General features: G+C 68.0%; 21 protein-coding genes. 12 read left to right on the top strand and 9 right to left on the bottom strand.

What is annotated here, in order from left to right; genetic code table 11:
- Nucleotides 1-149: 149 nt before the first annotated feature.
- Nucleotides 150-1,235 carry an inositol-3-phosphate synthase gene (locus tag NQJ30_RS01650; RefSeq protein ID WP_255767993.1) on the top strand — a complete coding sequence of 362 codons (1,086 nt, stop codon included), beginning with the start codon at nucleotides 150-152 and terminating at the stop codon, nucleotides 1,233-1,235.
- A gap of 84 nt (nucleotides 1,236-1,319) precedes the next feature.
- Here NQJ30_RS01650 and NQJ30_RS01645 read toward each other — a convergent pair whose 3' ends face one another.
- The 4 genes from NQJ30_RS01645 to NQJ30_RS01630 form a co-directional block, all read right to left on the bottom strand.
- Nucleotides 1,320-2,237: a DUF559 domain-containing protein gene (locus NQJ30_RS01645; protein ID WP_255767992.1), complete on the bottom strand. Its 918-nt coding sequence runs from the start codon at nucleotides 2,235-2,237 to the stop codon at nucleotides 1,320-1,322.
- A 129-nt stretch (nucleotides 2,238-2,366) separates the two neighbouring features.
- A complete protein-coding gene (locus tag NQJ30_RS01640) occupies nucleotides 2,367-4,049 on the bottom strand; it encodes a formate--tetrahydrofolate ligase (protein ID WP_255767991.1) in 1,683 nt (560 codons plus the stop codon).
- Nucleotides 4,050-4,069: 20 nt separating this feature from the next.
- Nucleotides 4,070-5,335, bottom strand: coding sequence for a D-inositol-3-phosphate glycosyltransferase (mshA, locus tag NQJ30_RS01635; protein ID WP_255767990.1), 1,266 nt, complete (start codon nucleotides 5,333-5,335; stop codon nucleotides 4,070-4,072).
- A gap of 61 nt (nucleotides 5,336-5,396) precedes the next feature.
- Nucleotides 5,397-6,899 carry a family 4 glycosyl hydrolase gene (locus tag NQJ30_RS01630; protein ID WP_255767989.1) on the bottom strand — a complete coding sequence of 501 codons (1,503 nt, stop codon included), beginning with the start codon at nucleotides 6,897-6,899 and terminating at the stop codon, nucleotides 5,397-5,399.
- Nucleotides 6,900-6,968: 69 nt separating this feature from the next.
- Between NQJ30_RS01630 and NQJ30_RS01625 the strand changes: the two genes are divergently transcribed.
- The 6 genes from NQJ30_RS01625 to NQJ30_RS01600 all read left to right on the top strand — a co-directional run bounded on the left by NQJ30_RS01625 (nucleotide 6,969) and on the right by NQJ30_RS01600 (nucleotide 12,430).
- Nucleotides 6,969-8,060 (top strand): carbohydrate kinase family protein, encoded by a 1,092-nt coding sequence (locus NQJ30_RS01625; RefSeq protein WP_255767988.1) that lies wholly within the window; start codon nucleotides 6,969-6,971, stop codon nucleotides 8,058-8,060.
- 99 nt (nucleotides 8,061-8,159) lie between these two features.
- Entirely contained in the window at nucleotides 8,160-9,398 is a 1,239-nt protein-coding gene (alr, locus tag NQJ30_RS01620) for an alanine racemase (protein ID WP_255767987.1), read from the top strand.
- The gene (gene tsaE, locus NQJ30_RS01615; RefSeq protein ID WP_255767986.1) at nucleotides 9,395-9,997 is read left to right on the top strand and encodes a tRNA (adenosine(37)-N6)-threonylcarbamoyltransferase complex ATPase subunit type 1 TsaE; all 603 of its coding nucleotides are present in this window, start codon (nucleotides 9,395-9,397) and stop codon (nucleotides 9,995-9,997) included. The genes alr and tsaE overlap by 4 nt, the downstream gene beginning before the upstream one ends.
- Complete coding sequence (tsaB, locus tag NQJ30_RS01610; protein ID WP_255767985.1) at nucleotides 9,997-10,668, top strand: tRNA (adenosine(37)-N6)-threonylcarbamoyltransferase complex dimerization subunit type 1 TsaB; 672 nt, start codon at nucleotides 9,997-9,999, stop codon at nucleotides 10,666-10,668. The genes tsaE and tsaB overlap by 1 nt, the downstream gene beginning before the upstream one ends.
- Before the next feature lie 98 nt (nucleotides 10,669-10,766).
- The gene (rimI, locus tag NQJ30_RS01605; RefSeq protein WP_255768194.1) at nucleotides 10,767-11,273 is read left to right on the top strand and encodes a ribosomal protein S18-alanine N-acetyltransferase; all 507 of its coding nucleotides are present in this window, start codon (nucleotides 10,767-10,769) and stop codon (nucleotides 11,271-11,273) included.
- Nucleotides 11,270-12,430 carry a tRNA (adenosine(37)-N6)-threonylcarbamoyltransferase complex transferase subunit TsaD gene (locus tag NQJ30_RS01600; protein WP_255767984.1) on the top strand — a complete coding sequence of 387 codons (1,161 nt, stop codon included), beginning with the start codon at nucleotides 11,270-11,272 and terminating at the stop codon, nucleotides 12,428-12,430. Before rimI ends, NQJ30_RS01600 begins: the two co-directional genes overlap by 4 nt.
- A 206-nt stretch (nucleotides 12,431-12,636) precedes the next feature.
- On the opposite strand, the gene NQJ30_RS01595 is transcribed toward NQJ30_RS01600, so the two are convergent.
- Complete coding sequence (locus NQJ30_RS01595) at nucleotides 12,637-13,788, bottom strand: glutamate--cysteine ligase (protein ID WP_255767983.1); 1,152 nt, start codon at nucleotides 13,786-13,788, stop codon at nucleotides 12,637-12,639.
- Nucleotides 13,789-14,185: 397 nt separating this feature from the next.
- Here NQJ30_RS01595 and NQJ30_RS01590 point away from each other — a divergent pair, with 397 nt between their 5' ends.
- Together NQJ30_RS01590 and NQJ30_RS01585 are read left to right on the top strand one after the other, a co-directional pair.
- Nucleotides 14,186-15,631 carry a glycoside hydrolase family 3 N-terminal domain-containing protein gene (locus NQJ30_RS01590; RefSeq protein WP_255768193.1) on the top strand — a complete coding sequence of 482 codons (1,446 nt, stop codon included), beginning with the start codon at nucleotides 14,186-14,188 and terminating at the stop codon, nucleotides 15,629-15,631.
- Between the two features lie 112 nt (nucleotides 15,632-15,743).
- Nucleotides 15,744-16,541 (top strand): shikimate 5-dehydrogenase, encoded by a 798-nt coding sequence (locus NQJ30_RS01585; RefSeq protein ID WP_255768192.1) that lies wholly within the window; start codon nucleotides 15,744-15,746, stop codon nucleotides 16,539-16,541.
- On the opposite strand, the gene NQJ30_RS01580 is transcribed toward NQJ30_RS01585, so the two are convergent.
- Nucleotides 16,525-17,769 (bottom strand): class I SAM-dependent methyltransferase, encoded by a 1,245-nt coding sequence (locus NQJ30_RS01580; RefSeq protein WP_255767982.1) that lies wholly within the window; start codon nucleotides 17,767-17,769, stop codon nucleotides 16,525-16,527. The two genes, NQJ30_RS01585 and NQJ30_RS01580, sit on opposite strands and share 17 nt — an antisense overlap.
- Nucleotides 17,770-17,824: 55 nt before the next feature.
- Here NQJ30_RS01580 and NQJ30_RS01575 point away from each other — a divergent pair, with 55 nt between their 5' ends.
- Nucleotides 17,825-18,205, top strand: a complete 381-nt coding sequence (locus NQJ30_RS01575) for a hypothetical protein (RefSeq protein ID WP_255767981.1) — start codon at nucleotides 17,825-17,827, stop codon at nucleotides 18,203-18,205.
- A gap of 77 nt (nucleotides 18,206-18,282) precedes the next feature.
- On the opposite strand, the gene NQJ30_RS01570 is transcribed toward NQJ30_RS01575, so the two are convergent.
- Together NQJ30_RS01570 and NQJ30_RS01565 are read right to left on the bottom strand one after the other, a co-directional pair.
- Complete coding sequence (locus NQJ30_RS01570) at nucleotides 18,283-19,878, bottom strand: S53 family peptidase (protein ID WP_255767980.1); 1,596 nt, start codon at nucleotides 19,876-19,878, stop codon at nucleotides 18,283-18,285.
- 50 nt (nucleotides 19,879-19,928) lie between these two features.
- Nucleotides 19,929-21,050 (bottom strand): AI-2E family transporter, encoded by a 1,122-nt coding sequence (locus tag NQJ30_RS01565; RefSeq protein ID WP_255767979.1) that lies wholly within the window; start codon nucleotides 21,048-21,050, stop codon nucleotides 19,929-19,931.
- A 303-nt stretch (nucleotides 21,051-21,353) separates the two neighbouring features.
- On the opposite strand from NQJ30_RS01565, the gene groES reads away from it, so the two are divergent.
- Together groES and groL are read left to right on the top strand one after the other, a co-directional pair.
- Nucleotides 21,354-21,647, top strand: coding sequence for a co-chaperone GroES (gene groES / locus NQJ30_RS01560; protein WP_003805290.1), 294 nt, complete (start codon nucleotides 21,354-21,356; stop codon nucleotides 21,645-21,647).
- Between the two features lie 78 nt (nucleotides 21,648-21,725).
- Nucleotides 21,726-23,336: a chaperonin GroEL gene (gene groL, locus NQJ30_RS01555; RefSeq protein ID WP_255767978.1), complete on the top strand. Its 1,611-nt coding sequence runs from the start codon at nucleotides 21,726-21,728 to the stop codon at nucleotides 23,334-23,336.
- A gap of 66 nt (nucleotides 23,337-23,402) precedes the next feature.
- On the opposite strand, the gene NQJ30_RS01550 is transcribed toward groL, so the two are convergent.
- Nucleotides 23,403-24,002, bottom strand: a complete 600-nt coding sequence (locus tag NQJ30_RS01550) for a dihydrofolate reductase family protein (protein WP_255767977.1) — start codon at nucleotides 24,000-24,002, stop codon at nucleotides 23,403-23,405.
- Nucleotides 24,003-24,046: the final 44 nt, after the last annotated feature.

Below are 24,046 nucleotides of genomic sequence, written 5' to 3'. Positions count from 1 at the left end.
TGCGGGGGCCGGGAACAAACCCGGCCCCCGCTTGGTTGGGTAAGATGATAAAGCGCCGTTTGGCGCACTGCCAGCGCGCCGCCGTCGTACTTCCGGTACTTTCCGGTATGGACCGTCCTGGCGGCTGAGGTTGTCTTCAAAGGAGTTCCGTGTCTGCAAATCCGATTCGTGTTGCCATTGTTGGTGTGGGTAACTGCGCCGCCTCGCTCGTTCAGGGTGTGCACTACTACCGCGACGCCGATCCCCAGGCCACGATCCCGGGTCTGATGCACGTTGAGTTCGGCAAGTACCACGTCAATGACGTCCAGTTTGTTGCCGCTTTTGATGTCGACGGCAAGAAGGTCGGTGTTGACCTCGCCGACGCCATCCTGGCCAGCGAAAACAACACCATCAAGATCGCCGACGTTCCCCCCACCGGCGTGACCGTCCAGCGCGGCCACACCCTGGACGGCCTCGGCAAGTACTACCTCGAGACCATCGAGCAGTCCACCGAAGAGCCCGTTGACATGGTTGCTGCCCTTCGCGAAGCCAAGGCTGACGTCATGGTCTGCTACCTGCCCGTCGGGTCCCAGGAAGCAGCCGAGTTCTACGCACAGGCTGCCATCGACGCCGGCGTGGCGTTCGTGAACGCCCTCCCCGTCTTCATCGCCGGCACCAAGGCCTGGGCTGACAAGTTCACCGCCGCCGGTGTGCCGATCGTGGGCGACGACATCAAGAGCCAGATCGGTGCCACCATCACGCACCGTGTCATGGCCAAGCTGTTCGAAGACCGCGGCGTCACCCTGGACCGCACGTACCAGCTCAACGTCGGCGGCAACATGGACTTCAAGAACATGCTGGAGCGCGACCGCCTCGAGTCCAAGAAGATCTCCAAGACCCAGGCTGTGACCTCCAACGTCGAAGCCGAGATCGCCCCCCGCGACGTCCACATCGGCCCGTCCGACTACGTCCAGTGGCTCGACGACCGCAAGTGGGCCTTCGTCCGCCTCGAAGGCCGCAACTTCGGCGACGCCCCCGTGTCCCTCGAATACAAGCTCGAAGTCTGGGACTCACCCAACTCCGCCGGCGTGATCATCGACGCCATCCGCGCCGCCAAGATCGGCCTGGACCGCGGCGTCGGCGGCCCGCTGCTCTCCGCCTCCAGCTACTTCATGAAGTCCCCGCCGGAGCAGTTCAACGACGACCTCGCCCGTGAAAAGGTGGAGGCCTTCATCCGCGGCGACCTGGAGCGCTAACACCCCCACCCCCGCCTGTTGCTCTATCACTTTTGGTCCCCAAAACCCGATTTTGGCGACCGAAAGTGATAGAGCAACAGGTTTTTAAGGCGAGTTGAGCGCAAGCCGGATTTTCTGGACAGCGCGGCGAAAGTCCTGTGCCAGGTCGTCTGCGTTGAATTTGAAGTACCTCCAGCCGGCGGAGTTGAACGATTCGTCGCGGCGATTGTCCCTTGACTGCTGCTCGCGGGTCAGGTGATGGCCGCCGTCGTACTGGATGGCGATGCGCTGCTTGCGGTATCCCATGTCCGCCGCCGGCGAATACGGGTCGTCCGGCACCAAGCGCAACTGTAGTTCCGGCTCCGGCAGACCGGCTGCAGTGAGGGCCAGTCGCAGGAAGGTCTCCGGGGCCGAGTCAGAGCCGTGGCGGATGAGCTCCGCCGCTTCCCTCGCTTTCACGATGCCCTTGAGCTTAGGGTGCCTCATCAGCATTTCGCGCAGTTCCGGGAGCGTTGCCCACGGCTCCGTTCGCTCGTCGAGGCCAGGCCGGGGCTGGCGGACCAGCTGGTCACCCGCAGCCACCAGGTCCTCCAGAGTGAGGATGCCGGCCAGGTCCAGCCAGGTACGTGCCGGCGTGGAGATACGCATTCCGTCCAGCGTCATAACCTCGTGGGTGAAGGCCAGGACGGTGTGGCCCACCACGCCCTTTCGCCTGACGGGCGGCAGCGTCCTGGGCTTGCTCAAATGGAGTTCGCGGCAGTCGCGGAACCAGGTCGGAAGCCAGAGTCCGAGCAAAACCGCAGCCGTGAGGTGCGAAATCCAGGCACCAGGAGTGGCCGCTGAAAGCGCTCTGGCCAAACCACGGATTTCGAAGTCCCATCCAGCCGGCAGGTAGAGCAATCGCCCCTCCGAGGCGATGTCCGACGAACGGAGCCTGCCGTTGCTCAGTCCGGCGGCGCGGGCCTCATGGACAGTGAACGGAACGGAGGAAAACGGGGCCGGCAGGGGCGGGGACGGGCGCATGAGCACCATTGTTGCCCGAAGCCGCCGGCTCCCGCAGAAGTTATCCACAGCCCCGCTTGCTCTATCAGGTTTGGTCGTCAAACCCCCGGAATAGGGACCAAAAGTGATAGAGCAACGCGAGGGGGCGGGTCAGGAGAGGCCTACGGGGTTGCCGGCTTCGTCCACGTCCATGCGCATGGCCGCCGGGTTGGCGGGGAGGCCGGGCATGGTCATGACTGCGCCGGTGAGGGCCACGATGAAGCCGGCCCCGGTCTTGGGGATGAGGTCGCGCACGTGGATGGTGAAGCCCTTCGGTGCGCCCAGCCGGGACGCGTCGTCGGTGAAGGAGTACTGGGTCTTGGCCATGCAGACGGGGAGTGCGGACCAGCCGTTCTTTTCAATGTCCGCAAGTCGTTTCAGCGCCGGGACGGAGAAGTCGACGCCGTCGGCACCGTAAATCTCCTGAGCGATAGTCCGGATCTTCTCCTCCACAGGCAGTTCCAGCGGGTAGAGGTGCCGGAAGCTGCTCGGGGCCGAGACCGCAGCCGCCACCTTCGCGGCCAGTTCGTCACCGCCGTCGCCGCCACCGCCCCGCCCCCACACATCGGCGACGGCGGCCTGCACACCTTCCGCCGCGCACCACTCCAGGAGCCAGCCGAGTTCCTCCGCAGTGTCGGACGAGAACCTGTTGATGGCCACCACCGGCACCACGCCGAACTTCTCCACGTTGTGCACGTGCCGCCGGAGGTTGACGACGCCGGCCTGCAGCGCCTCGAGGTCGGGCTCTGTCAGCCGGTCCTTGGACACGCCGCCGTGCATTTTGAGCGCACGGACAGTCGCCACCACCACGACGGCGGACGGGGCTACGTCGCCAATCCGCGACTTGATGTCCATGTACTTCTCCGCGCCCAGGTCGGCTCCGAAGCCGGCCTCGGTGACCACGATGTCCGCGAGCCGCCGGGCGGTCTGGGTGGCGATCAGCGAGTTGCAGCCGTGCGCGATGTTGGCGAACGGGCCGCCGTGCACCAGGGCGGGCGTGCCGGCGATGGTCTGGACCAGGTTGGGCTTGACGGCTTCCTTGAGCAGCAGTGTCAGCGCTCCCTGGACGCCGAGGTCCGCCACCGTGACCGGCTCCCGGGAGTAGGTGTAGCCGAACGTGATCCGGCCCAGGCGCTCCCGGAGGTCGGCCAGGTCCGTGGCCAGGCAGAACACGGCCATGATCTCCGAGGCCACGGTAATGTCGAACCCGTCCTGGCGGGGCACACCCTGCGCAGGCCCGCCGAGGCCGATGACCACTTCGCGGAGGGAACGGTCGTTCATGTCCAGGACCCGCTTAAACGTCATCCGGCGGGGGTCGATGTTCAGTTCGTTGCCCTGGAAGATGTGGTTGTCCACGAGGGCCATCAGGGCGTTGTTCGCCGAGGTCACGGCGTGGAAATCACCCGTGAAGTGCAGGTTGATCTCGTCCATGGGCAGCACCTGGGAATAGCCGCCCCCGGTGGCACCGCCCTTCATGCCGAGGATGGGGCCCAGCGACGGCTCCCGCAGCGCGATCATCACCTTATGCCCCGCCCGGGCCAGCGAATCGGCCAGCCCTACCGTGGTGGTGGACTTCCCCTCCCCGGCCGGAGTGGGCGACATGGCGGACACGAGGACAACCCGACCATGCGGCGCAGGTGCCGTCAGAAGCGACGGATCAACTTTGGCTTTGTACCGGCCGTAAAGTTCCAATGCGCCGGCATTGATGCCCGCCTCGGCAGCAATGTCCTCGATCGGCCGGATGACGGCCCGCCTGGCGATCTCCAGGTCACTCAGGGAATTCCGTTCAGACATCGTTGTCCTTCGGTTGGGGGTTAGGGAACCGGCACTGCCGGGGTCAGAAGGCTTGCGGGTTGCTCTTCGACGGCGGCGTGATAAGTCTCCAGCGTGATCGCGGCGGTGCGGTTCCAGCCAAGGTCCTCCGCCCGGATGGACGCGGCCCGCCCCATGTCGGCCCGCGTGTCCGGATCGTCGTACAGTGCCTCCAGCGCGTCAGCCCAGTCCTTGGCATGGTGCCCGTCCACCAGCAGCCCGGTCCGGCCGTGGTGGATGGCCCGCGAAAGACCTCCGACCCGGGTGCCCACCACCGGGGTTCCGCATGCCTGCGCCTCGATGGCCACCAGCCCGAACGACTCGCTGTAGGACGGCATCACCACAACGTCGGCGGCCCTGAACCAGGACGCCAGCTCAGCCGCGCTGACCGGGGGAAGGTGCGTGACGACGTCGTCCAGTCCGGACTCCGCGATCAGCTGCCGAAGGTTGAAATCCTTGCTGCCGCTAAGCGCCCCCAGGATGGTGACCCGGAGGTCCATCGCCGGGCGCCGGGCACGCAGCAGGGCCGCCGCCTTGAGCAGGACCTGAGGGCCTTTCAGGCGCTGGATGCGGCCGGCGAAGACCAGATGGAACGTCTCCGGCGGGACGCCCCGCTCCGACCGGGACCGCGCCCGGAAGGCGGGCGTGAACGTGCTGAGGTCCACGCCCGGCGGCGCCACGTCAATCCGGCCGGGATCGGCATCGTAGTGGGAGACGAGCTCCGCGGCCTCCGCGCTGGTGTTGGCGATCAGGCGGGTTGCGCGGTCCACGATCCGGTGTTCGCCCTCTTCGCGGCGCCGCGGCTCGGGCTGTTCGCCGGACTCCAGGAGGAGGTTCTTGACCTTGGCCATGGTGTGCATGGTGTGGACCAGCGGCACGCCCCAGAGCCCGGCCAGTTCCAGGCCCGCGATTCCGGACACCCAGTAGTGCGAATGGATGACGTCGTACCGGCCGTGTGGCTGGCGCTGGCGGATCTGCTCGATTTCGGCCACCATGCTGTGAAGCAGCGCCGGCAGTTCCTCTTTGGGGATTTTCCGCGGCGGCCCGGCCAGCACGTTGTGGACGCAGACACCGGGGCTGGGATGCTCGACGGCGGGCTGCTCGGCTGAGGTGGACCGGGTAAAGATCTCCACATCGACGCCCGTCTCCGCCATCGCCGCGGCCAGCTCCCGGATGTAGACGTTCATCCCGCCGGCGTCCCCGGAACCCGGCTGCTCCATGGGGGAGGTGTGGAGGGAGAGTAATGCGACCCTGCGGATCAGTGTCATGGCATCTCCTTCCCGCGGCCGGTGCGGCATCCGCGCCGGCTATGGTCCACTCGGTAAAACACTACTCCTGCCGCCACATTGCACCCAGCGCGGGGAAGGCACGCTCGTACCCGGCCAGCAGTTCCTCACCCAGGCGGTGTGCGTCGAGGCCGGGTGTGTCCACGAGCGGATGCCGGCTGAAGGCTTCGACGGCGGCCGCCCGGTCGCCGTGTGTAGCGGCCCGGATGGTGAGCCGCTCCACCTCCTTGACCCGGCGCAGCAAGGCAAGTTTCTCCGCAGGTGGCGCCGACTGGGGAAGCGGCACCGCGCCGTCGGGCGTTACCGTGCAGGGAACCTCGACGACGGCGTCCGCCGGCAGTCCCGGAATGGCAGGTTCCGGAGGGGTGTCCGCCGCGGCGGCCGTCTGGGCGGGAGCGGCGGGAAGCGTGTTGGGGGTGTTGAGGATCAGTTGGGTTGCGCCGGCACCTGCAGAGGAACCGCCCGCAGTGCCGCCATCCGCACCGCCGGCCAGTGCGCGCATCACGGCCAGGGCCACCCGTTCGTAGCCGCCGCCGGCGAGATCGGCCTCGTCCCGCTGCTCGCCATGGGTCCGGGCTTCGGCGAGGTAGCCTTCCTCGCGGGAGCGGCGGGCAGCGTCCCACAACCGGTATGCGTCTGCTCCGGACGAGGCGAGGCGCGGGTACAGGTCGGCCTGCTGGTGGTGGATGGACTCGCCGCGGGTCACCGCCATGGCCCGCATGGCCTCGGCGGCGCCGGCCCGCTGGTAGTAGTAGTAGAGGTATTCGTTGGGCAGGGCGCCGAGGTCCGCGAGGAAGGGCTGGGGAAAGAGCCGGCCTTCCTCGAAGGAGGCCAGCGCGGCCGGATCGGCGAGCAGCCCGGGCAGCAGGTCCCGGCCGCCGGACTCCAGCCGGTACAGCCAGCCGAGGTGGTTCAGCCCGTAGTAGCCCACGCCGTCGAGCCTTCCGTCGGGCAACGACACGCCGGCGGCGCGGGCCGCGCGGTGCACCAGGCCGCCGGCGGAATCGCAGATCCCGATGACCTTGCGGCCCAGGACCGGCACTAGCGCCTCGGTGACCATGCCGGCCGGGTTGGTGAAGTTGATCAGCCAGGCGTCGGGGCAGAGCTCCCGCATCTGCCGTGCCAGGTGCAGCATTTCCGGGATGGTCCGCAGGGCGTAGGAAATGCCGCCGGCGCCGGTGGTTTCCTGGCCGAGCAGACCCAGATCCTGCGCCACCCGCTCGTCGGCAACCCGGCCGGCCGTGCCGCCGGGGCGGATGGCGGCGAACACGAGGTCCGTCCCGCGCAGGGCGTCCGGCAGGGACGTGGTGGTGCGGACGGCGGGCGGCCGCGCACTGCGGTGAGTGCCGCCGTCGGACATGGCACCGCCCGCAGCAGTCCCGCCGTCGGGCATGGCCCGCAGGACAGCGGCGATGGCGTCGAGGCGGCCGGGGTCGACGTCGAACAGCACCAGTTCGCTGACCAGCCCGGCGAACGGACCCGAGGACAGCGCCCGGTAGACAAGGGGCACGCGGAACCCGCCGCCGCCGGCAATCAAGAGCCGCATAGTCAGCAGTGTATGCGTCGCGCGGGCGTGCCCCTATCGCCGCGCGGCGATAGGGGCTAGTCTGCGGGCATGGACGCCAACCCGGACCGCCGATTTGATCCGCTGTGTTCCGTCCGAACACCGGACGACGGCGGGCTGGACCTTCTCCTCGCAGGCACCGTTTTCCAGGACATCATCTTTACCGGCCTGCCCCACGCGCCGGAGCCGGGCACGGAAATCTGGAGCGAGGGCATGGGCAGTTGCCCCGGCGGCGTGGCGAACCAGGCCATCGCCGCATCGAGGCTGGGCCTTCGGACGGGGCTCGCCGCCGCCTTCGGGGATGACGGCTACGGCGACTACAACTGGAAGATCCTGGCCGGGCAGGAGCATGTGGACCTCAGCCTGTCGCGCCGCGTCCAGGGGTGGCATTCCCCGGTCACCGTCTCGCTCAGTGTCCAGCACGACCGTTCCCTGGTGACGCACGGCCACCCTGCCCCGGTGACAGCGACCGAGCTGATCGGCTCGCCGCCCAAAGCGCTCGCCGGCATTGCGGAGCTCGGCGTCGACATTGAACCGTGGGCCAAGGCCGCGCACCAGGCCGGGGTCAAACTGTTCGGGGACGTCGGCTGGGACCCCAGCGGGGAATGGGCGCCGGTGCGGCTGGAGAACCTGCAGTACTTCCACGCGTTCCTGCCCAACCAGCGCGAGGCGATGGCCTTCACGGGGAAGGACAACCCGTGGTCCGCCCTGTACGCGCTCGCCGACCGGGTGCCGGTGGCCGTGGTGACGCTCGGCGCGCAGGGTGCCATGGCCGTCGATTCCGAAACGGGGGAGGAGGAGTGGGTGCCGTCGTTGCCGGTCACGGCCTTTGACCCCACGGGCGCCGGCGACTGCTTCGACGCGGCGTTCATTGTCGGCAGCCTCGCGGGCTGGCCACTGGGAAACCGGCTCCGGTTCGCCAACCTCTGCGCCTCCCTGGCAGTGCAGGAGGTGGGCGGGTCACTGGCGGCCCCGGGCTGGGGCGACATCGCCGACTGGTGGAAGCGCGCCAACTCCCGGCCCGAACGCCAGAGCAGCCAGTGGCTCCGCCGCTTCGGCTTCCTCGCCGAGATTGTGGACGGCGTGCCCCAGGCCGCCCAGCGCCGGGCCAGCGCCACCATCGCGCACCTCTCCGACGCGTAAGGCCCGACGGCGGTGCGGCGCCCCGGGTACCACGGGCGTGGGTAGGTGCCATCAGCGGCTGTGGTTTGCGGCGGCGCGGCGCGCACTAGAATCACTAGGGTGACTTACCCTGCAGCAACCGGTGACTTCAGCGCGTCCTCAGGAACGGATCCCTTATACGAGCGGTCCGCCGTGATCGACTTGGACGCCATCCGCCACAACGTCCGCCGGCTCGCCGGCGCGGCTTCACCCGCCAAGGTGATGGCCGTGGTGAAGGCCGACGCCTACGGGCATGGCGCGGTTCCGGTGGCCCGGGCCGCCCTCGAGGCCGGGGCCTCCTGGCTGGGCGTGGCGCACATCTCCGAGGCCCTGGCGCTGCGGGCGGCCGGCATCGACGCGCCGCTGCTGGCCTGGCTGCACACCACGGAAAGCAACTTCGCCGCGGCCGTGGCCGCCGGAATCGACATTGGCTGCTCCGGTTGGGAACTGGAGCGCATTGTGGCCGCCGCGCGCGACCAGGAACGGCCGGCACGGATCCACCTGAAAGTGGACACGGGCCTGGGCCGGAACGGCGCCACCCTGGAATCCTGGGACCAGCTGGTGGGTGAGGCGATGGAGTACCAGGACCAGGGCCTCCTGCGCGTGGTGGGCATCTTCTCGCACCTCTCCGTGGCCGATGAGCCTGAACGGCCCGAAACCGACGAGCAGCTGGCCGTCTTCCGCGAAGTGCTCGCCGTAGCGGAGGACGCCGGCGTGGACCCCGAAGTCCGGCACCTGGCCAACACCCCGGCCACCCTGTCCCGCCCCGACACGCATTTCGACCTGGTCCGCGTGGGCCTGGGCATCTACGGCCTCTCGCCGTTCGAAGGCCAGAGCTCCGCCGAGCTGGGCCTCCGGCCGGCCATGACCCTACGCACCCTCGTCTCCCAGTGCAAGGAAGTCCCGGACGGGCAGGGTGTTTCCTACGGGCTCCGGTACCGCACCAGCGGCCCCAGCAGCCTGGCCCTGATCCCGCTGGGCTACGCGGACGGCGTTCCCCGCGTGGCTACCGGCGGGCCCGTCCGCGTGGCCGGGAAGACGTACCCTGTGGTGGGCAGGATCGCGATGGACCAGATGGTCATCGACGTCGGCAACATCGGCCCCGCGGGCACCGACCTCTTCGGCGCCGAGGCCGTGCTGTTCGGTAGCGGGGACGGCGACGGGCCCACGGCCGATGACTGGGCGGTCGCCGCCGGGACAAACAACTACGAGATCGTCACCCGGATCAGCCCCCGGGTGCCGCGCCGGTTCGTCAACGAAAGTCCCGCCGTCGGGCGCTCTGCCGCTGAGGCTCCGGACGCCGCAAAGGTCATGCCGTGAGCGTGCCCGCGCAGGCGGAGCTGCCCAACTGGGAACAGACACTCAGGGTCACGACGGCGGACCAGACCCATGCGCTTGGTGCGGCTTTGGGCGGGGTGCTGCAGGCGGGGGACCTGCTGGTGCTCACCGGCGAGCTCGGCGCCGGGAAGACCACGTTCACCCAGGGGCTCGGTGAGGGCCTGGGCGTTCGCGCCGGCATCATCTCACCCACCTTTGTCCTGGTCCGCATCCACCCCAACCTGCCCGACGGTCCGCGGCCCGGCGGACCGGACCTGGTGCACGTGGACGCCTACCGGCTGGGGTCGGCGTCGGAAATTGACGACATCGACCTCGAAAACACGATGGACTCGTCCGTGACGGTGGTGGAGTGGGGCCGCGGCCGCGTAGAGCACCTGAGCGAAAGCCGCCTGGAAGTGGACCTGCACCGCGCCATCGGGCTGGATGCCGTGGGCGCGTCGGAACCCATCCCCGGCCACACCGACATCCTGGATTTCGACACCGAGGACGACGATGAGCCGCGCACCATTGTGATGCGCGGCTTTGGTCCGCGCTGGAGCGCCGGGCCCGTCCTGGGCGGCGCCTTCGAAGGGAGACCCTGATGCTCATTCTTGCCATCGACACCTCGGCCGTGGCCAGCGCCGCCCTCGTCTCCGACGACGCCCTCGAGGGCGAGGTGGCCAGCTTCGCCACGGAAGACACCCGCAGCCACGCCGAAGTCCTGGCCCCCGGTATCGAGGACCTGCTTTCCTCGGCCGGCGTCACGGGCCCGGACCTTGACGCGATCGTCGTGGGGGTGGGGCCGGGGCCGTTCACCGGCCTGCGCTCGGGGATCGCGACTGCCCGGACGCTTGCATTTGTGTGGGACAAACCGCTGCACGGGGTGATGAGCCTCGACGCCGTCGCGCTGGAGGTGGCCGAGTCCACCGATGCCGCGGCCGAGTTCCTCGTGGTCACCGACGCCCGCCGCAAAGAGGTCTATTGGGCCCGGTACAGCCTCGAAGAAGCGCAGCTGCCCCGCCTGGAGGACGGCCCGCACGTCAGCTTCGCCACGGACCTCCCGGACCTCCCGGCGTACGGGGCCGGCGCCGGACTGTACGGCGACGTGCTGCGCGCCGACCCCGGCTTCAGCAAGGAGCAGCCGGACGCACTGTACCTGGGCCAGTTCGCCCTGGCCCGGCTCGCCTCGGGCGCGCAGTTGCTCGACTCCACGCCGCTCTACCTGCGGGAGTCCGACGCCCAGGTCCCCGGGCCGCGGAAGCGGGCGCTGTGAGCGCGGCCGCCGACGGTTCCAGCGGCGACGCTTACGCCACACCTCTTGCCACTCCGCCCGGCACTTCGCCCGGCAATGAGGGGGTGGTCTTCCGCGACATGACCTTCGAGGACGTAGCCGCCGTCCACGTCCTCGAGCAGCGGCTGTTCCCGGCCGACGCCTGGCCGCTGGAAATGTTCCTGGCCGAGCTGTCCCAGCCGGAAACGCGCCGCTACGTGGTGGCGGAAAGCGGCGGCGCCATTGTGGGCTACGCCGGCCTGATGTGCATCGAACCCATCGCGGACGTCCAGACCATCGCCGTCGTGCCCGAATCCGAAGGGAAGGGAATCGGGTCCGCGCTCCTGACCCGGCTGATAGACGAGGCACGCCGCCGCCGGGCAGCGGATGTCCTGCTGGAGGTCCGCGAGGACAATCCGCGGGCCCAGCAGCTGTACGTGCGTTTCGGCTTTGAACAGATCCACGTGCGGCGAAAATATTACCGGGACGGCATGGACGCCCTCATCATGCGGCTGCAGCTGGTGCCCGACGGCGCCATACCGGCAGGCCCCCTACCGGCAGGTCCGCTAACAGAAGCCAACCCGACGACGGAAGCAGGCCAGGCATGAACCGCTCGCAGCCGCTGGTGCTGGGCATCGAATCCTCGTGTGACGAGACCGGCGTCGGCATCGTGCGGGGCACCACCCTGCTCACCAACACCGTGTCCTCCTCGATGGACGAGCACGTCCGCTTTGGCGGCGTGATCCCGGAAATCGCCTCGCGCGCGCACCTTGACGCCTTTGTCCCCACCCTGCGCCAGGCACTGGCCGACGCCGGCGTGACCCTGGACGAAGTGGATGCCATCGCCGTCACCTCCGGCCCCGGGCTTGCCGGTGCACTGATGGTGGGAGTGTGCGCCGCGAAGGCGCTGGCCGTGGCCACCGGCAAACCGCTCTACGCCATCAACCATCTGGTGGCCCACGTGGGCGTCGGGCTGCTGGACGGAAGCGCCCGGGGCGGCGCAAAGCACCGGGGTGCAACAGCGCCCGACGGCGGGTCGCCGGCTTCGTCGCCTGAGGGAACCGCGGGTGCCCCGCGCCTTCCCGAAAACCTCGGTGCCCTGCTGGTATCCGGCGGCCACACCGAGATCCTGAAAATCAACAGCATCACCGACGACGTCACGCTCCTCGGTTCCACCATCGACGACGCCGCCGGCGAAGCGTACGACAAAGTGGCCCGCATCCTGGGCCTCGGCTACCCGGGCGGCCCGGCCATCGACAAGCTGGCACGCACCGGCAACCCCAAGGCCATCCGGTTCCCGCGCGGGCTCAGCCAGCCGAAGTACATGGGCACCGCCGAGGAACCCGGCCCGCACCGCTACGACTGGTCTTTCAGCGGACTGAAGACCGCCGTCGCGCGTTGCGTGGAGCAGTTCGAAGCCCGCGGCGAGGAGCTTCCGGTGGCAGATATTGCCGCGGCCTTCCAGGAAGCGGTGGTGGACGTCATTACGTCCAAGGCGGTGCTGGCCTGCCGTGAGCACGGCATCAAGGACGTGTTGCTGGGCGGGGGAGTGGCCGCCAACTCCCGGCTGCGCGAGCTCACGGGCCAACGCTGCGCGTCCGCCGGCATCAGGCTGCATGTGCCGCCGCTGGATCTGTGCACGGACAACGGTGCCATGGTGGCGGCCTTGGGCGCGCAATTGGTGATGGCGGGAATCGGGCCGAGCGGCATCCGCTTCGCCCCGGACTCTTCCATGCCGGTCACAGCGGTGTCGCTGCCCGCCTGACGCCTCTGCGGGTCCAACGGCCCTACCTCAACGCCGCAGCGCGCGAAAGATTGGAGCCATGAAGCGCGTGATTGTCGAGCGGTTCGGTGGCCCGGAGGTTCTGCGGGTCGTGGAAGCCGACAGTCCTCGGCCCGCTTTTGCTCTATCATTTTTGGTCCCTAAACCAGCGGTTTGACGACCAAAACTGATAGAGCAAGGGGAGGGGATTAGCCGGTCGGGCCGTTCCGCATCTGCTTGACCAGGTCCAGGACCACGGCCCGCAGGTCCCCGCCGTGCTCGGCGGCCACCCTGCGCTGGCGCTGGTACCCGGCCCCCCGGCGGATGATCTTCTCGACGTCGGCCAGTTCGTCAGGGCAACCGAGCTTCGCCGCGACCGGCTCCAACCGGTTCAGGGTTTCGATCAGATGGTCGGTAACCAGCATTTCATTTCCGGCAGCGTCGAGGATGATGATGGCTTCCATGCCGTAGCGGGCGGCACGCCACTTGTTCTCCTGGATGTGCCACGGCGGCATGGTGGGGATGGTCCCGCCGTCGTCCAGCGTGGTGGAGAATTCATCTACCAGGCACTGGGTGAGGGCGGCGATGGCGCCCACTTCCTCCAGGGTGGCCAGGCCATCGCAGATGCGCATCTCGATGGTGCCCAGGTTGGGGACCGGCCGGATGTCCCAGCGGATCTCGGACAGGGTGTCGATCACGCCGGTGGTGAACATGTCCTGGACATAGGATTCGTATTCCTCCCAGGACTTGAACTGGAAGGGCAGGCCCGCCGTCGGCAGTTGCTGGAACATCAGGGCGCGCTGTGAAGCGTACCCGGTATCCTCACCGCCCCAGTACGGGCTCGACGCCGAGAGCGCCTGGAAATGCGGGAAGTAGTTGACCAGCCCGTCAAGCACCGGCAGGGCCTTCTCGCGCCGGTCCAGGCCGACGTGGACGTGCACACCGTAAATCACCATCTGCCGGCCCCACCACTGGGTGCGGTCGATCAGCTTGGCGTAGCGGGCCTTGTCCGTGACCGGCTGCAGCTGCGGCGGGCTGAAGGGATGGCTGCCGGCGCAGAAGACCTCCACGCCCATGGGATCGGTGATTTCGCGGACGGCGGCCAGTGACCTGCTGAGGTCTTCCTTGGCTTCGCCGGCGGTCTGGCAGATCCCCGTCACCAGTTCCACCGTGTTCAGGAGGAGCTCCTGCTTGATGTGGGGGTGTTCGTCGTCTTCGTTGAGTTCGGGGTGTTTGGCTACAACGCCGCGCAGCACCTCGTTGGCTACCGATGCCAGTTCGCCGGTCTGGCCGTTCACCAGCGCCAGTTCCCATTCCACACCAAGAGTTGATTGCTTCGATGAAGCGAAATCAATCTTCAAATGCGTTCCTAACTGTTCGGTTGTCCGTTGGCGCGCGCCGCGTTCAGTCTAGTGCAGGGGTAGCATCGAGTTGATGGCTTTGTTCGTGCGGACCCGTGACAGTATTCACAAAATTACCCTCTTCCTTACAGCTGCTGCCGCGGTAACAGCGCTGGCTGCCTGCACTGCCGGTCCGGCCGGCCCGGCCGCAGCGCCGGATCCTTCAGGCTCAGCGCCGGATCCTTCAGTCTCGGCGCCGGCCTCCGCGAGTGACGCAATGTCTGCGCCACCTTCAGAGTCAGAACGCCCGACGCCGGCGCCTCCTTCGGCGTCGCCCTCACCTGACCCGAAGCTGAGCCCGCTGGGCTGGGGCCCGGAACAGCAGGACCACGATGTTGCCGCCGCCGCGGTCGCGGCCATGACCGTGGAAGAGAAAGCAGGCCAGGTGCTGTTGCCCGCCTATGCGGGGACTGATCCGGCAGGCCAGGCCGCCACCATTGAACGGCTACACCTCGCCGGTTCCATCATCATGGGCGACAACATTCCGCTGGGCGCCAACGGCCAGGCGGACCCCGCAGCCATGACGGCGGTGAACCAACGGCTTTCGCAGGCCACCGGCGCCGACGGCAGGCCCTGGCGCGGGCTGATCGCCGTGGACCAGGAGGGCGGGATCGTGGCCCGGCTGGGCGCACCATTGACCGAATGGCCCACGCCCCTGAGCTACGGTGCAGCCGGCAAAGCGCCGCTGGCAAAGGATGCCGGCCGGGCCATGGCCTCCGAGCTCGCGCCGCTGGGCTTCAACCTTGACTTCGCGCCGGACGCGGACGTGACGATCGGTCCGGCGGATCCCACCATCGGGGCGCGGTCCCTGTCCGGGAACCCGGACCAGGCCGGGCAGCTGGCAGTGGAACTCGCCCGGGGGATGCAGGAGGCTGGCGTGCTGCCCGTCCTCAAACATTTCCCCGGCCACGGCTCGGTCACCGTGGACTCGCACCAGTCCCTGCCGGTCCAGCCCGCCTCCGTCGCCGACCTCGAAGCCCGCGACTGGAAGCCGTTCCATGCAGCGGTCGCCGCCGGCGTGCCCATGGTCATGACGGGGCACATCGCGGTGCCCGCGCTGGAACCCGGCGTCCCGGCGTCGTTATCAGCACCCACGTACGCAGCCCTGCGGGGCATGGGGTTCAAGGGCGTGGCGGTGACGGACGCCCTGAATATGGGTGCGGTCCAGAAGCAATATCCTGGCGGCTCTGCTGCTCCGGCCGCGCTCGCCGCCGGTGCGGACCTGCTGCTGATGCCGGCCGACGTTGCGCAGGCCCACGCCGCCATTGTGGCTGCCGTGGCCGCCGGGACCGTGCCGGCGGCGCGTTTGGATGAGGCAGCAACGCGGGTTGCCACGATGCTGACCTGGCGCGGCCGGACCGCCGCAGCCGCCGGCGCACCGCAGGGTGCCGCCCCGGGCAGCAGCGGCGACACATCAGCGCGGGTCTCCGCCGCGGCCGTGACGGTGTTGTCCGGACCCTGCGCCGGACCCATCGCCGCCGGGGGCGTCCGGATCGCCGGGGGTTCGGACCAGGACCGGGCACGGTTCGCCGCGGCGGCGGCCAAGGCCGGGCTCAGCATCGGGCAGGGCCCTTTGGTGACTCTCGTCGGCTACGGGGGACGCCCGGCCGGTGGTGACATTGCCGTGACCCTCGATGCGCCCTGGCCGCTGGCGGGCTCCAGCGCGCCGGTCAAGATTGCCCTCTACGGCAGGACCGCGGGCGCCTTCGACGCCCTGGTGGCTGTACTCACGGGCAAGGCGACCGCCCCCGGGAAGCTGCCCGCCGCCGTCGGAAGCTTCCCGGCAGGCACCGGCTGCCCCTGACCCGACCAACTGACTCGCACTTAACGTCGTCATTCGCGCATTTCAGTGCGTTATCTGCCAGTCAGTTGGGGGAGACGGGTTAAATGGGAGGGTGCCCATTCTGAATAAAGACATGACCCTCTGCATCTCGCTGTCGGCCCGGCCCAGCAACAACGGGACCCGGTTCCACAACCACCTCTACGACCAGCTGGACCTGAACTGGATCTACAAGGCGTTTGCCCCCACGGACCTGGCCCAGGCGATCGCCGGCGTGCGGGGCCTGGGGATCCGCGGCTGCGCCGTGTCCATGCCGTACAAGGAGGACGTCATGGCACTGGTGGACGAACTGGACCCGTCGGCCAAGGCCATCGATTCGGTCAACACCATCGTGAACACCGGCGGTCATCTCAAGGCCTACAACACCGACTACACGGCCATTGAACAGTTGCTCCAGTCCAATGCCGTGCCCACGGACTACTCCGTGCTGGTCCAGGGCGCCGGCGGGATGGCCAAGGCCACCGTCGCGGCCCTGCGCGATGCCGGCTTCAAGGACGTCACCGTGATTGCCCGGAACGAAAACACCGGCCGGGCGCTCGCCGAGCAGTACGGCTTCCAGTGGCGGTCAGCGCTCGACGGCGGCACGGCGGACTTGATCATTAACGTGACCCCTGTTGGGATGGCAGGAGGTCCCGAGGCCGACTCCCTGTCCTTCCCGGAGGACGCCATCGCCGCCGCGAAAGTGGTGTTCGACGTGGTCGCCCTGCCAGCTGAAACGCCCCTGATCAGGGCCGCCCGGGCCGCTGGTAAGCAGGTCATCACCGGCGCCGAGGTGGCCACCATCCAGGCGCTCGAGCAATTTGTCCTCTACACCGGAGTGCGCCCCACGGACGAGCAGGTCCGGGCCGCCGAGGACTTTATGCGGGCACAGTAACTGGCTCCACCGAGATGGCCACCCGGTCCTCGCCGATCCGCGTGAGGACCAGGGTGGCTGTTTTAGCGCCGCCTTTTTTGGCCCGGCCGCCCTTGCTGCCTGCCAGCAGCTGCTTCCGCAGTTCCTCGGGGGTAACGGACGTGCCGCGTTTTTTGATGTCCAGCACGGTGATGCCCTCGTCCTTGACCCAGGCCTTGAGCGCCTTGACGTTGTAGGGCATCACGTCCAGGACCTTATAGGCCCGGGCGAAGGGGGTGTCCACCAGATCCGGAGCGCAGATGTACGCGATGTGCTCGTCCAGCAGGTGCCCACCCAGTGCAAGCGCGACGTCGGCCACCAGGCCTGCGCGGATCACCGCACCATCGGGCTCGTACAGGTAGCCCTCTGCCGGACCCACCGGAGCCGTGGGACCGCCGTCGAAATCCTCAGTGCTGGTGAGCTCCGCGGCACCCTGCGGCCCGAGCAGCAAGGCAGCACGTCGGATTCCGGGCCGGCTGACCGCATTGAACCAGAGCGTCACCTCGGTGACGTCTCCGCCCACGGAGACCCACTGCGCCTCGCAACCGGCGGGGACTGACTCGTGCGGCATGCCGGGACCCATTTTGACGCCGACAGCCCGGCCGGTGGCTGCGAGCGATTCCACAAAGGACAGCGGCGGAGAGAACGCCTCTGGATCCCAGATGCGTTTGGTCCCCGAGGTGGAGGTGGTCCGGCGGGCCGGATCCAGCCAGACGCCGTCGATCCCGTCCAAGGAGACAGAGGCGGCATCGGAATGCACCACCGTGGCGTTGGGAAACGGGATGAGGTTGACGGTGGCGCACGCGGCGGTGGTTTCGTCCATCTCCACTGCCGTGACCGTGAGATCCATCGACGCCAGGGCCAGGGAGTCCGCACCCAGTCCGCAGCCAAGGTCCGCCACATGCTGGATGCCCGTCTGCGCGAAGCGTTCCGCGTGCCGGGCGGCAACGTTCAGGCGGGTGGCCTGTTCAAGGCCGGCCTGGGTGAACAGCATGCTCCGGGCGAACTCCCCGAACTTGGCCTCAGCCTTGGTGCGCAGCCTGGACTGGGTGAGTACGGCCGAGACGAGCTCGGGGGAGTGGCCGGCTTTGCGGAGCGTCGAATTCAGCTCGAATGACGAGTCCTCACGGTAGGGCCCCAGCGATGCCAGCAGCTCCCACCCCTCGCTTGTCAGCAGTGGGGCGATCTGGTCCTGCGGTGCTTGAGACATGCATTCAAGCCTAGTGGAGATGGTCCGGCGTCCTGTTCCGGCTAGGGTTGAAGATATGGAAGACAGCGCAGGCACCCAGCCGTCCGGAACGCCCCAAAACAGCCGCACGGATCTGGTGAAGATCGCCCGCCCCGCCCTGATTGCCGGAGCCGCGGTAGCCGTTGTCTGCATCGCCCTGCTGGTGATCATCTTCTTCCTGGACACCTTCAACGCCACGGTGTATTCCGTGGGCGGCAAGGACATCCAGGACGCCACGGACGAAGCCCGGCAGATCCGGGACCTGTACTCCGGGGCCCGCGTGGGCGCCATCATCCTGCTGGTGATTTCGCTGCTGGCCGCCGTGGGCGGCGCCGTGGTGCTCTACCTCAAGCGCGGCACCGCTGATGAAGGTGACGACGGCGACGAGGACGTGGATTTCGACGACCTCGCGGGCTGAGGCGGCACCCCGTCAGGCACGGCGGGGTGCCGCAGTTGCGGGCGGTCCTGAACGTCCCAGCCCTGCTCCGCGCCCCCTTAACTGCCGGAGTTGATGGCCGCCAGCAGTGCCTTTCCGTCCGGGCTGCCGAGGCCTGTGCACGGATCCCAGCCGGCAGCGGCCTGGTAGGTGCCGTTGTTGCCGGCAGTGACATCGCGGAACCCCGCCGTCCGGCTGTAGAGCAGCGGCTGGATCTGCCCGAAATGCCGGTTGGTTGACTGGGCAAACAGCGTGATGAGGGCGGCCCAGAGGGGCGCGACGGCGCTGGTTCCCCCGATGACCATGTCCTTGCCGTCCACCCTGACCTTGTAGCCCGTCTGCGGGTCCGCGACCCCGCTTACGTCCGGGACCCCTCGGCCCCGGCCCCCGGGGACGGGTTTCGGGACCGGCGTGTGGTGGCCGCCGTGGGTGGCTGCTTTTTTCTGCCACGCCGGGGTGGGGAAAGTATCGCTGTAGCCGCCTCCGGTGGCTGAATGCGGTCCGTCGTTCCAGACGGTTTCGGCGCTGATGGTTCCGGTGGAGGGGTTGGCATCGAGGCGGGTGCCGCCGCAGGCCAGCGCGTGCGGGCTGGAAGCGGGGAAATCGGCGTGGTCTTTGCCGTCCGTCGCCCCGTCGGTGCTGCCGTTATCCCCGGCCGCCGCAGTGACGGTGACGCCGAGAGCTGAAGCATCCGCCAGGGCCTGGTCAAAGGCCGTCCGGGCCTGGGCGGTCCATTCGTCCTCGCTCTGGCCCCAGCTGATGCTGATGGCCGCCGGCGTCGGGGTTGCGTGGGACGCGTTGATGATGGCGTCGAGGAAGCCGGCGTCGGTGTTTGGTGCGAAGTAGACCAGGACGGCTGCCTTCGGGACCAGGGCGCCGACCACCTCGATGTCGAGGAGTACTTCGCCGTCCGCCCCGGTGGGATCCTGCCCCGGCTGGTTGGCGGCGCCGTCGACACCAACGGCGGTGACGGTGGGCCCGGTGATCCCCAGGCCTGCGAAGTAGGTGTCCAGGTCCGCCTGGCCGAAACCGCCGCCGAGTTCGATGATGGCGACGCTCTGGCCGCTGCCGTCGGCGCCGGCGGGGAAGTCGTAGATCCGTGCCAGTTCCGGCGGGGTGTAGCTGGTACGGGCCGCGGCCAGCGGGATGGCGTGGAACTGCGCACGTGCCTGAGGGCGGTCGTCCAGGCCCAGCACGGCCGTGACGATTCCGTCCAGTTCGCGCGGGATTCTCAGCGTGCCGGTCCGGTGCCGGTGGGTGATGTCGTGCCCGTGGGGGCCGCTGCTGGTCACTTCTTCCAGGCGGGTGCCGAAAAAGCGGCTTAACTGTTCGACGGTTCCGGCCAGCCGCAACCGGCGGGAGGCCGGGTCGGCGTCGAGGATTTCCGCGCCGAGCCGGGTGAACGTATCGGTGGCAAGCCGCAGGTCGTCGGCGGCGGCTCCGTGGCGGTCCGCGAGCTCCTCGCGGGACATCGGTTCGGCGGGCATCTGCGTCAGCGGTTCCTGACGGCGCAGGATTACCGTCACCTCGATTCTGCGGGCTGGATCGACAGGGCCGTGCGTGGCCTGGATCCTTGCCGCTGCCGGGCGTTCCGAGCCGGCGAGGGGGACGCTGTCCCCGGCGGGTGCGGGCGTGGCGTTGCTGTGCTCAGACATGAAATTGCTCCATCCGTAGGAGGGTCATAGTTCAGGGTAGGGCGCTGCGCTTAGTTTGTGGTCCGGCTCGCTGCCACCGTCCGGTAGATGGTCCAGCCGACGGCGGTGAGCGGGACCGCGAGCAGGGCGCCAATGACGCCGGCCAGTGTTGCCCCTGCCGCCAGCGCCAGGATGATCACCAGTCCATGGATCCGCAGGACGCGGCCCATGAAGATGGGCTGCAGTACGTGATGTTCGAACTGATTGGCGACCACCAGGATGATCAGGACTATCAGGGCGGGCACGGGGCCGTTTTCCACCAAGGCCACCAGGACCGCCAGGCTCCCGGCGGCGGTGGCCCCGATGATTGGTACGAAGCCGCCAAGGAACACCACCGCAGCCAGGGGCACCGCCAGCGGAACCCGCAGGATCAGCAGTCCTGCCAGGACCATGACGGCGTCGATGGCGGCGATGATCAAGGTTCCACGCACATAACTGCCCAGCACCAGCAGGCTGCGTTCGGCGGCCAGGTGCGCTGTCCCTCGGTGGCCGGCCGGAAGGAAGCCGATGAGGAAGGTCCGGATTTTCTCTCCGTCCTTGAGGAAGAAAAACAGGATCACGGCGGTGAGGACGGTGCCGGCGGCGATCTCCCCGGCGGTCCGCAGGCCCGTCAGGGCGTCGGCGCCCAGGCTTCCGCCGGAGAGGAACTTCTGGAATTCGGCCTGGGCTGCACTGATCTGGTCCTTGGAGAAGGGCAGCGGCCCCGTGGTGATGGACTTTTGCAGCTCGGCGATGCCGGCTTCCGCACGGACCGCGAGGGCTCCGGCCTGCTGCCGGACCAGTGTCACGATTCCCCCGATAATTCCGGCGCTGGCGGCGAGGATCACCAGGAACGAGGAGAGCACGGCCAGGGCCCGCGGCCATCCGTGGCCGGCCAGCCACCGGACGACGGGCGCCATGGCTGACGCCAGGATCAGGGCAAGCAGGACAGGAGTGGTGACCAGCGGAATCCGGGTGGCGGCGACAACCGCCGCCCAGGCGACGGCGCCCACGGCGAGTACTTGGATGGACCGGACTGCGGCCTTGCCCAGGCCATCCCCCCACAGCACGGCCATTCTGGCCGAAAACGAGGGCGGCGGTGGCTGGGGTGACGGAACGCCGTTGGATGTGCCGGGGGTTTCGTTACTGTCCATCAGGCCATTATCCGAACCTGCGCTGATATCAAACAGGCCGGCCCGCCGCGCGCCCGCGGCCGGTGAGGTCCGGGCAGCGGTTTCCAGAGCAACAGGTTGTTCACCAGGGACATAATTCTGGCACTCGCCTTGACCGAGTGCTAACGAGTACATAGAGTCGTCATTAGCACTCTCCCTAGGAGGGTGCTAACACATGAAGAGCTGCCAGCCAGGCTGCTGCCGGCACCGCGACGACGGTTTGCCAGCCACGGCGACGCAGCTCAACTGTCCACGAATTTCGCTGACGTAGAAGGAGAGGTCCGAGTGTCGGTCTCTATTAAGCCTCTTGAGGATCGTATTGTTGTCCGCCCGCTCGAAGCCGAGCAGACCACGGCTTCCGGCCTGGTTATCCCGGACTCCGCACAGGAGAAGCCGCAGGAGGGTGAAGTTGTTGCAGTAGGCCCCGGCCGCTTCGAAGACGGCAACCGCGTTCCGGTCGACGTAGCCGTTGGCGACGTCGTTATCTACTCCAAGTACGGTGGAACCGAAGTCAAGACCGGCGGCACCGAGTACCTCGTGCTGTCCGCCCGCGACGTTCTGGCGATCGTCGTAAAGTAACTTTTTTGGATCCCCGTGCCGCTGACCATGCATTCCGCTGGTCAGCTGCGCGGGGTTCTGTCTTGAAAGGACAAAACCATGGCAAAGCAGCTTGCGTTTAACGACGCTGCCCGCCGGTCGCTTGAAGCCGGCATTGATAAGCTCGCCAACACTGTCAAGGTGACGCTCGGCCCCCGCGGCCGCAACGTTGTCCTCGACAAAAAGTGGGGGGCGCCCACCATCACCAACGACGGCGTCACCATCGCCCGCGAAGTTGAGCTTGATGACCCGTACGAAAACCTCGGCGCACAGCTGGCCAAGGAAGTAGCCACCAAGACCAACGATGTTGCCGGTGACGGCACCACCACGGCAACCGTGCTCGCCCAGGCCCTGGTCAAGGAAGGCCTGCGCAACGTTGCTGCCGGCGCCGCTCCGGGCCAGATCAAGCGCGGCATCGAGGTTTCCGTGGAAGCCGTGGCAGCCCGCCTGCTTGAGAACGCACGCCCCGTCGAGGGCACCCAGGTTGCCAACGTTGCTGCCATCTCGGCGCAGAGCGACGAAATCGGCGAGCTGCTCGCCGAGGCTTTCGGCAAGGTCGGCAAGGATGGTGTGATCACCATCGAGGAGTCCTCCACCACGCAGACCGAGCTGGTCCTCACCGAAGGCATGCAGTTCGACAAGGGCTACCTGTCCCCGTACTTCGTGACCGACACCGAGCGCCAGGAAGCTGTCCTTGAAGACGCCCTCATCCTGATCAACCAGGGCAAGATCTCCTCCGTCCAGGACTTCCTGCCGCTGCTGGAAAAGGCGCTGCAGAGCTCCAAGCCGCTCTTCATCATTGCCGAAGACGTCGAGGGCGAGGCCCTGTCCACGCTGATCGTCAACCGCATCCGCGGCACCCTGAACGTGGTTGCCGTCAAGGCCCCGGGCTTCGGCGATCGCCGCAAGGCCATGCTGCAGGACATCGCCACCCTCACCGGTGCACAGGTCGTCTCCCCGGAACTGGGCCTCAGCCTGGACACCGTTGGCCTTGAGGTGCTGGGTACCGCCCGCCGCATCACGGTCACCAAGGACCACACCACCATCGTTGACGGCGCCGGATCCGCAGAAGACGTCGCAGCCCGGGTTGCCCAGCTGCGCGCCGAGCTGGCCCGCACCGATTCCGACTGGGACCGGGAAAAGCTCCAGGAGCGCCTGGCCAAGCTGGCCGGCGGCATCGGCGTGATCAAGGTTGGCGCAGCCACCGAGGTTGAGCTGAAGGAAAAGAAGCACCGCATCGAAGATGCTGTTTCCTCCACCCGCGCAGCACTCGAAGAAGGCATCGTGGCCGGTGGCGGTTCCGCCCTCATCCACGCGCTGAAGGCCCTCGACGAAGACCCTGCAGTGCAGGCCCTCGAAGGCGACGCCGCCGCAGCTGTGGGCATCGTCCGCCGCGCGCTGGTTCAGCCGCTGCGTTGGATCGCCCAGAACGCCGGCTTCGACGGTTACGTTGTCACCGCCAAGGTTGCCGAACTCGAAACCAACAACGGCTTCAACGCCAAGTCGGGCGAGTACGAAGACCTGATCGGCGCCGGCGTCATCGACCCCGTCAAGGTCACTCGTGCGGCACTCCGCAACGCGGCGTCCATCGCTGCGCTGGTTCTCACCACCGAGACCCTCGTGGTGGAGAAGCCGGCCGACGAGGACGAGCACGCAGGCCACAGCCACTAAGGCCCCACCCGCGTCTCCGCACAACAAAAACCGGTCCAGCTTCCGCTGGACCGGTTTTTTGTGCGTCTAGGCGCCCATCTCCCTGGTTTCAACGGCGCCGGCGCGCTCGTAGACCAGGGACACCGCACCCTTCGGGAAACTGCGCGCGGGCTCAGCAAGCCGGAAGGTAGCGGGGATGGTCCCGGCGTCGAACAGGCGTTTGCCCTGCCCCAGCGTGACTGGATAGAGCCAGAGGTGGAGGCGGTCCAGCACGTCAGCCTCAAGCAGCGAGCGGATGAGGACCCCGCTGCCGAACATGTGCACCTGATCGTATTCCTCGCGGAGCCGGCCGGCCGCAGCGGCGTCCGGAAGCACCGCCGTGCCCGCCCAGTCCGGATCGGTCAGGGTCCTGGACACAACAAACTTGGGCACCCGGTTCAGCGTGGCGCCGATGTCGTCGGATTGGTTCGGCCAGTAAGCCGCGAAGATGTCGTACGTCTTCCGGCCGAGCAGCAGGGCGTCGATGCGGGCGATCTCCGCACCAATGGCCGCGCCGGCCGCGTCGTCCGATACCGGCGCCTGCCAGCCGCCGTAGTCGAAGCCGCCTTCAGTGTCTTCTTCGCGGCCTCCGGGCGCCTGGTAGACGCCGTCGAGGGTCATGAACAGGTTCGCGACGATGATGCCCATGCGTTCATTCTCAAGCTGCGTTCCTGCCGCTGTCCAGCGTTTCG

It is taken from the genome of Pseudarthrobacter sulfonivorans (assembly GCF_024391045.1).
Lineage (GTDB): Bacteria > Actinomycetota > Actinomycetes > Actinomycetales > Micrococcaceae > Arthrobacter > Arthrobacter sulfonivorans_B.
This window is presented reverse-complemented; position numbering and strand designations above follow the sequence as displayed.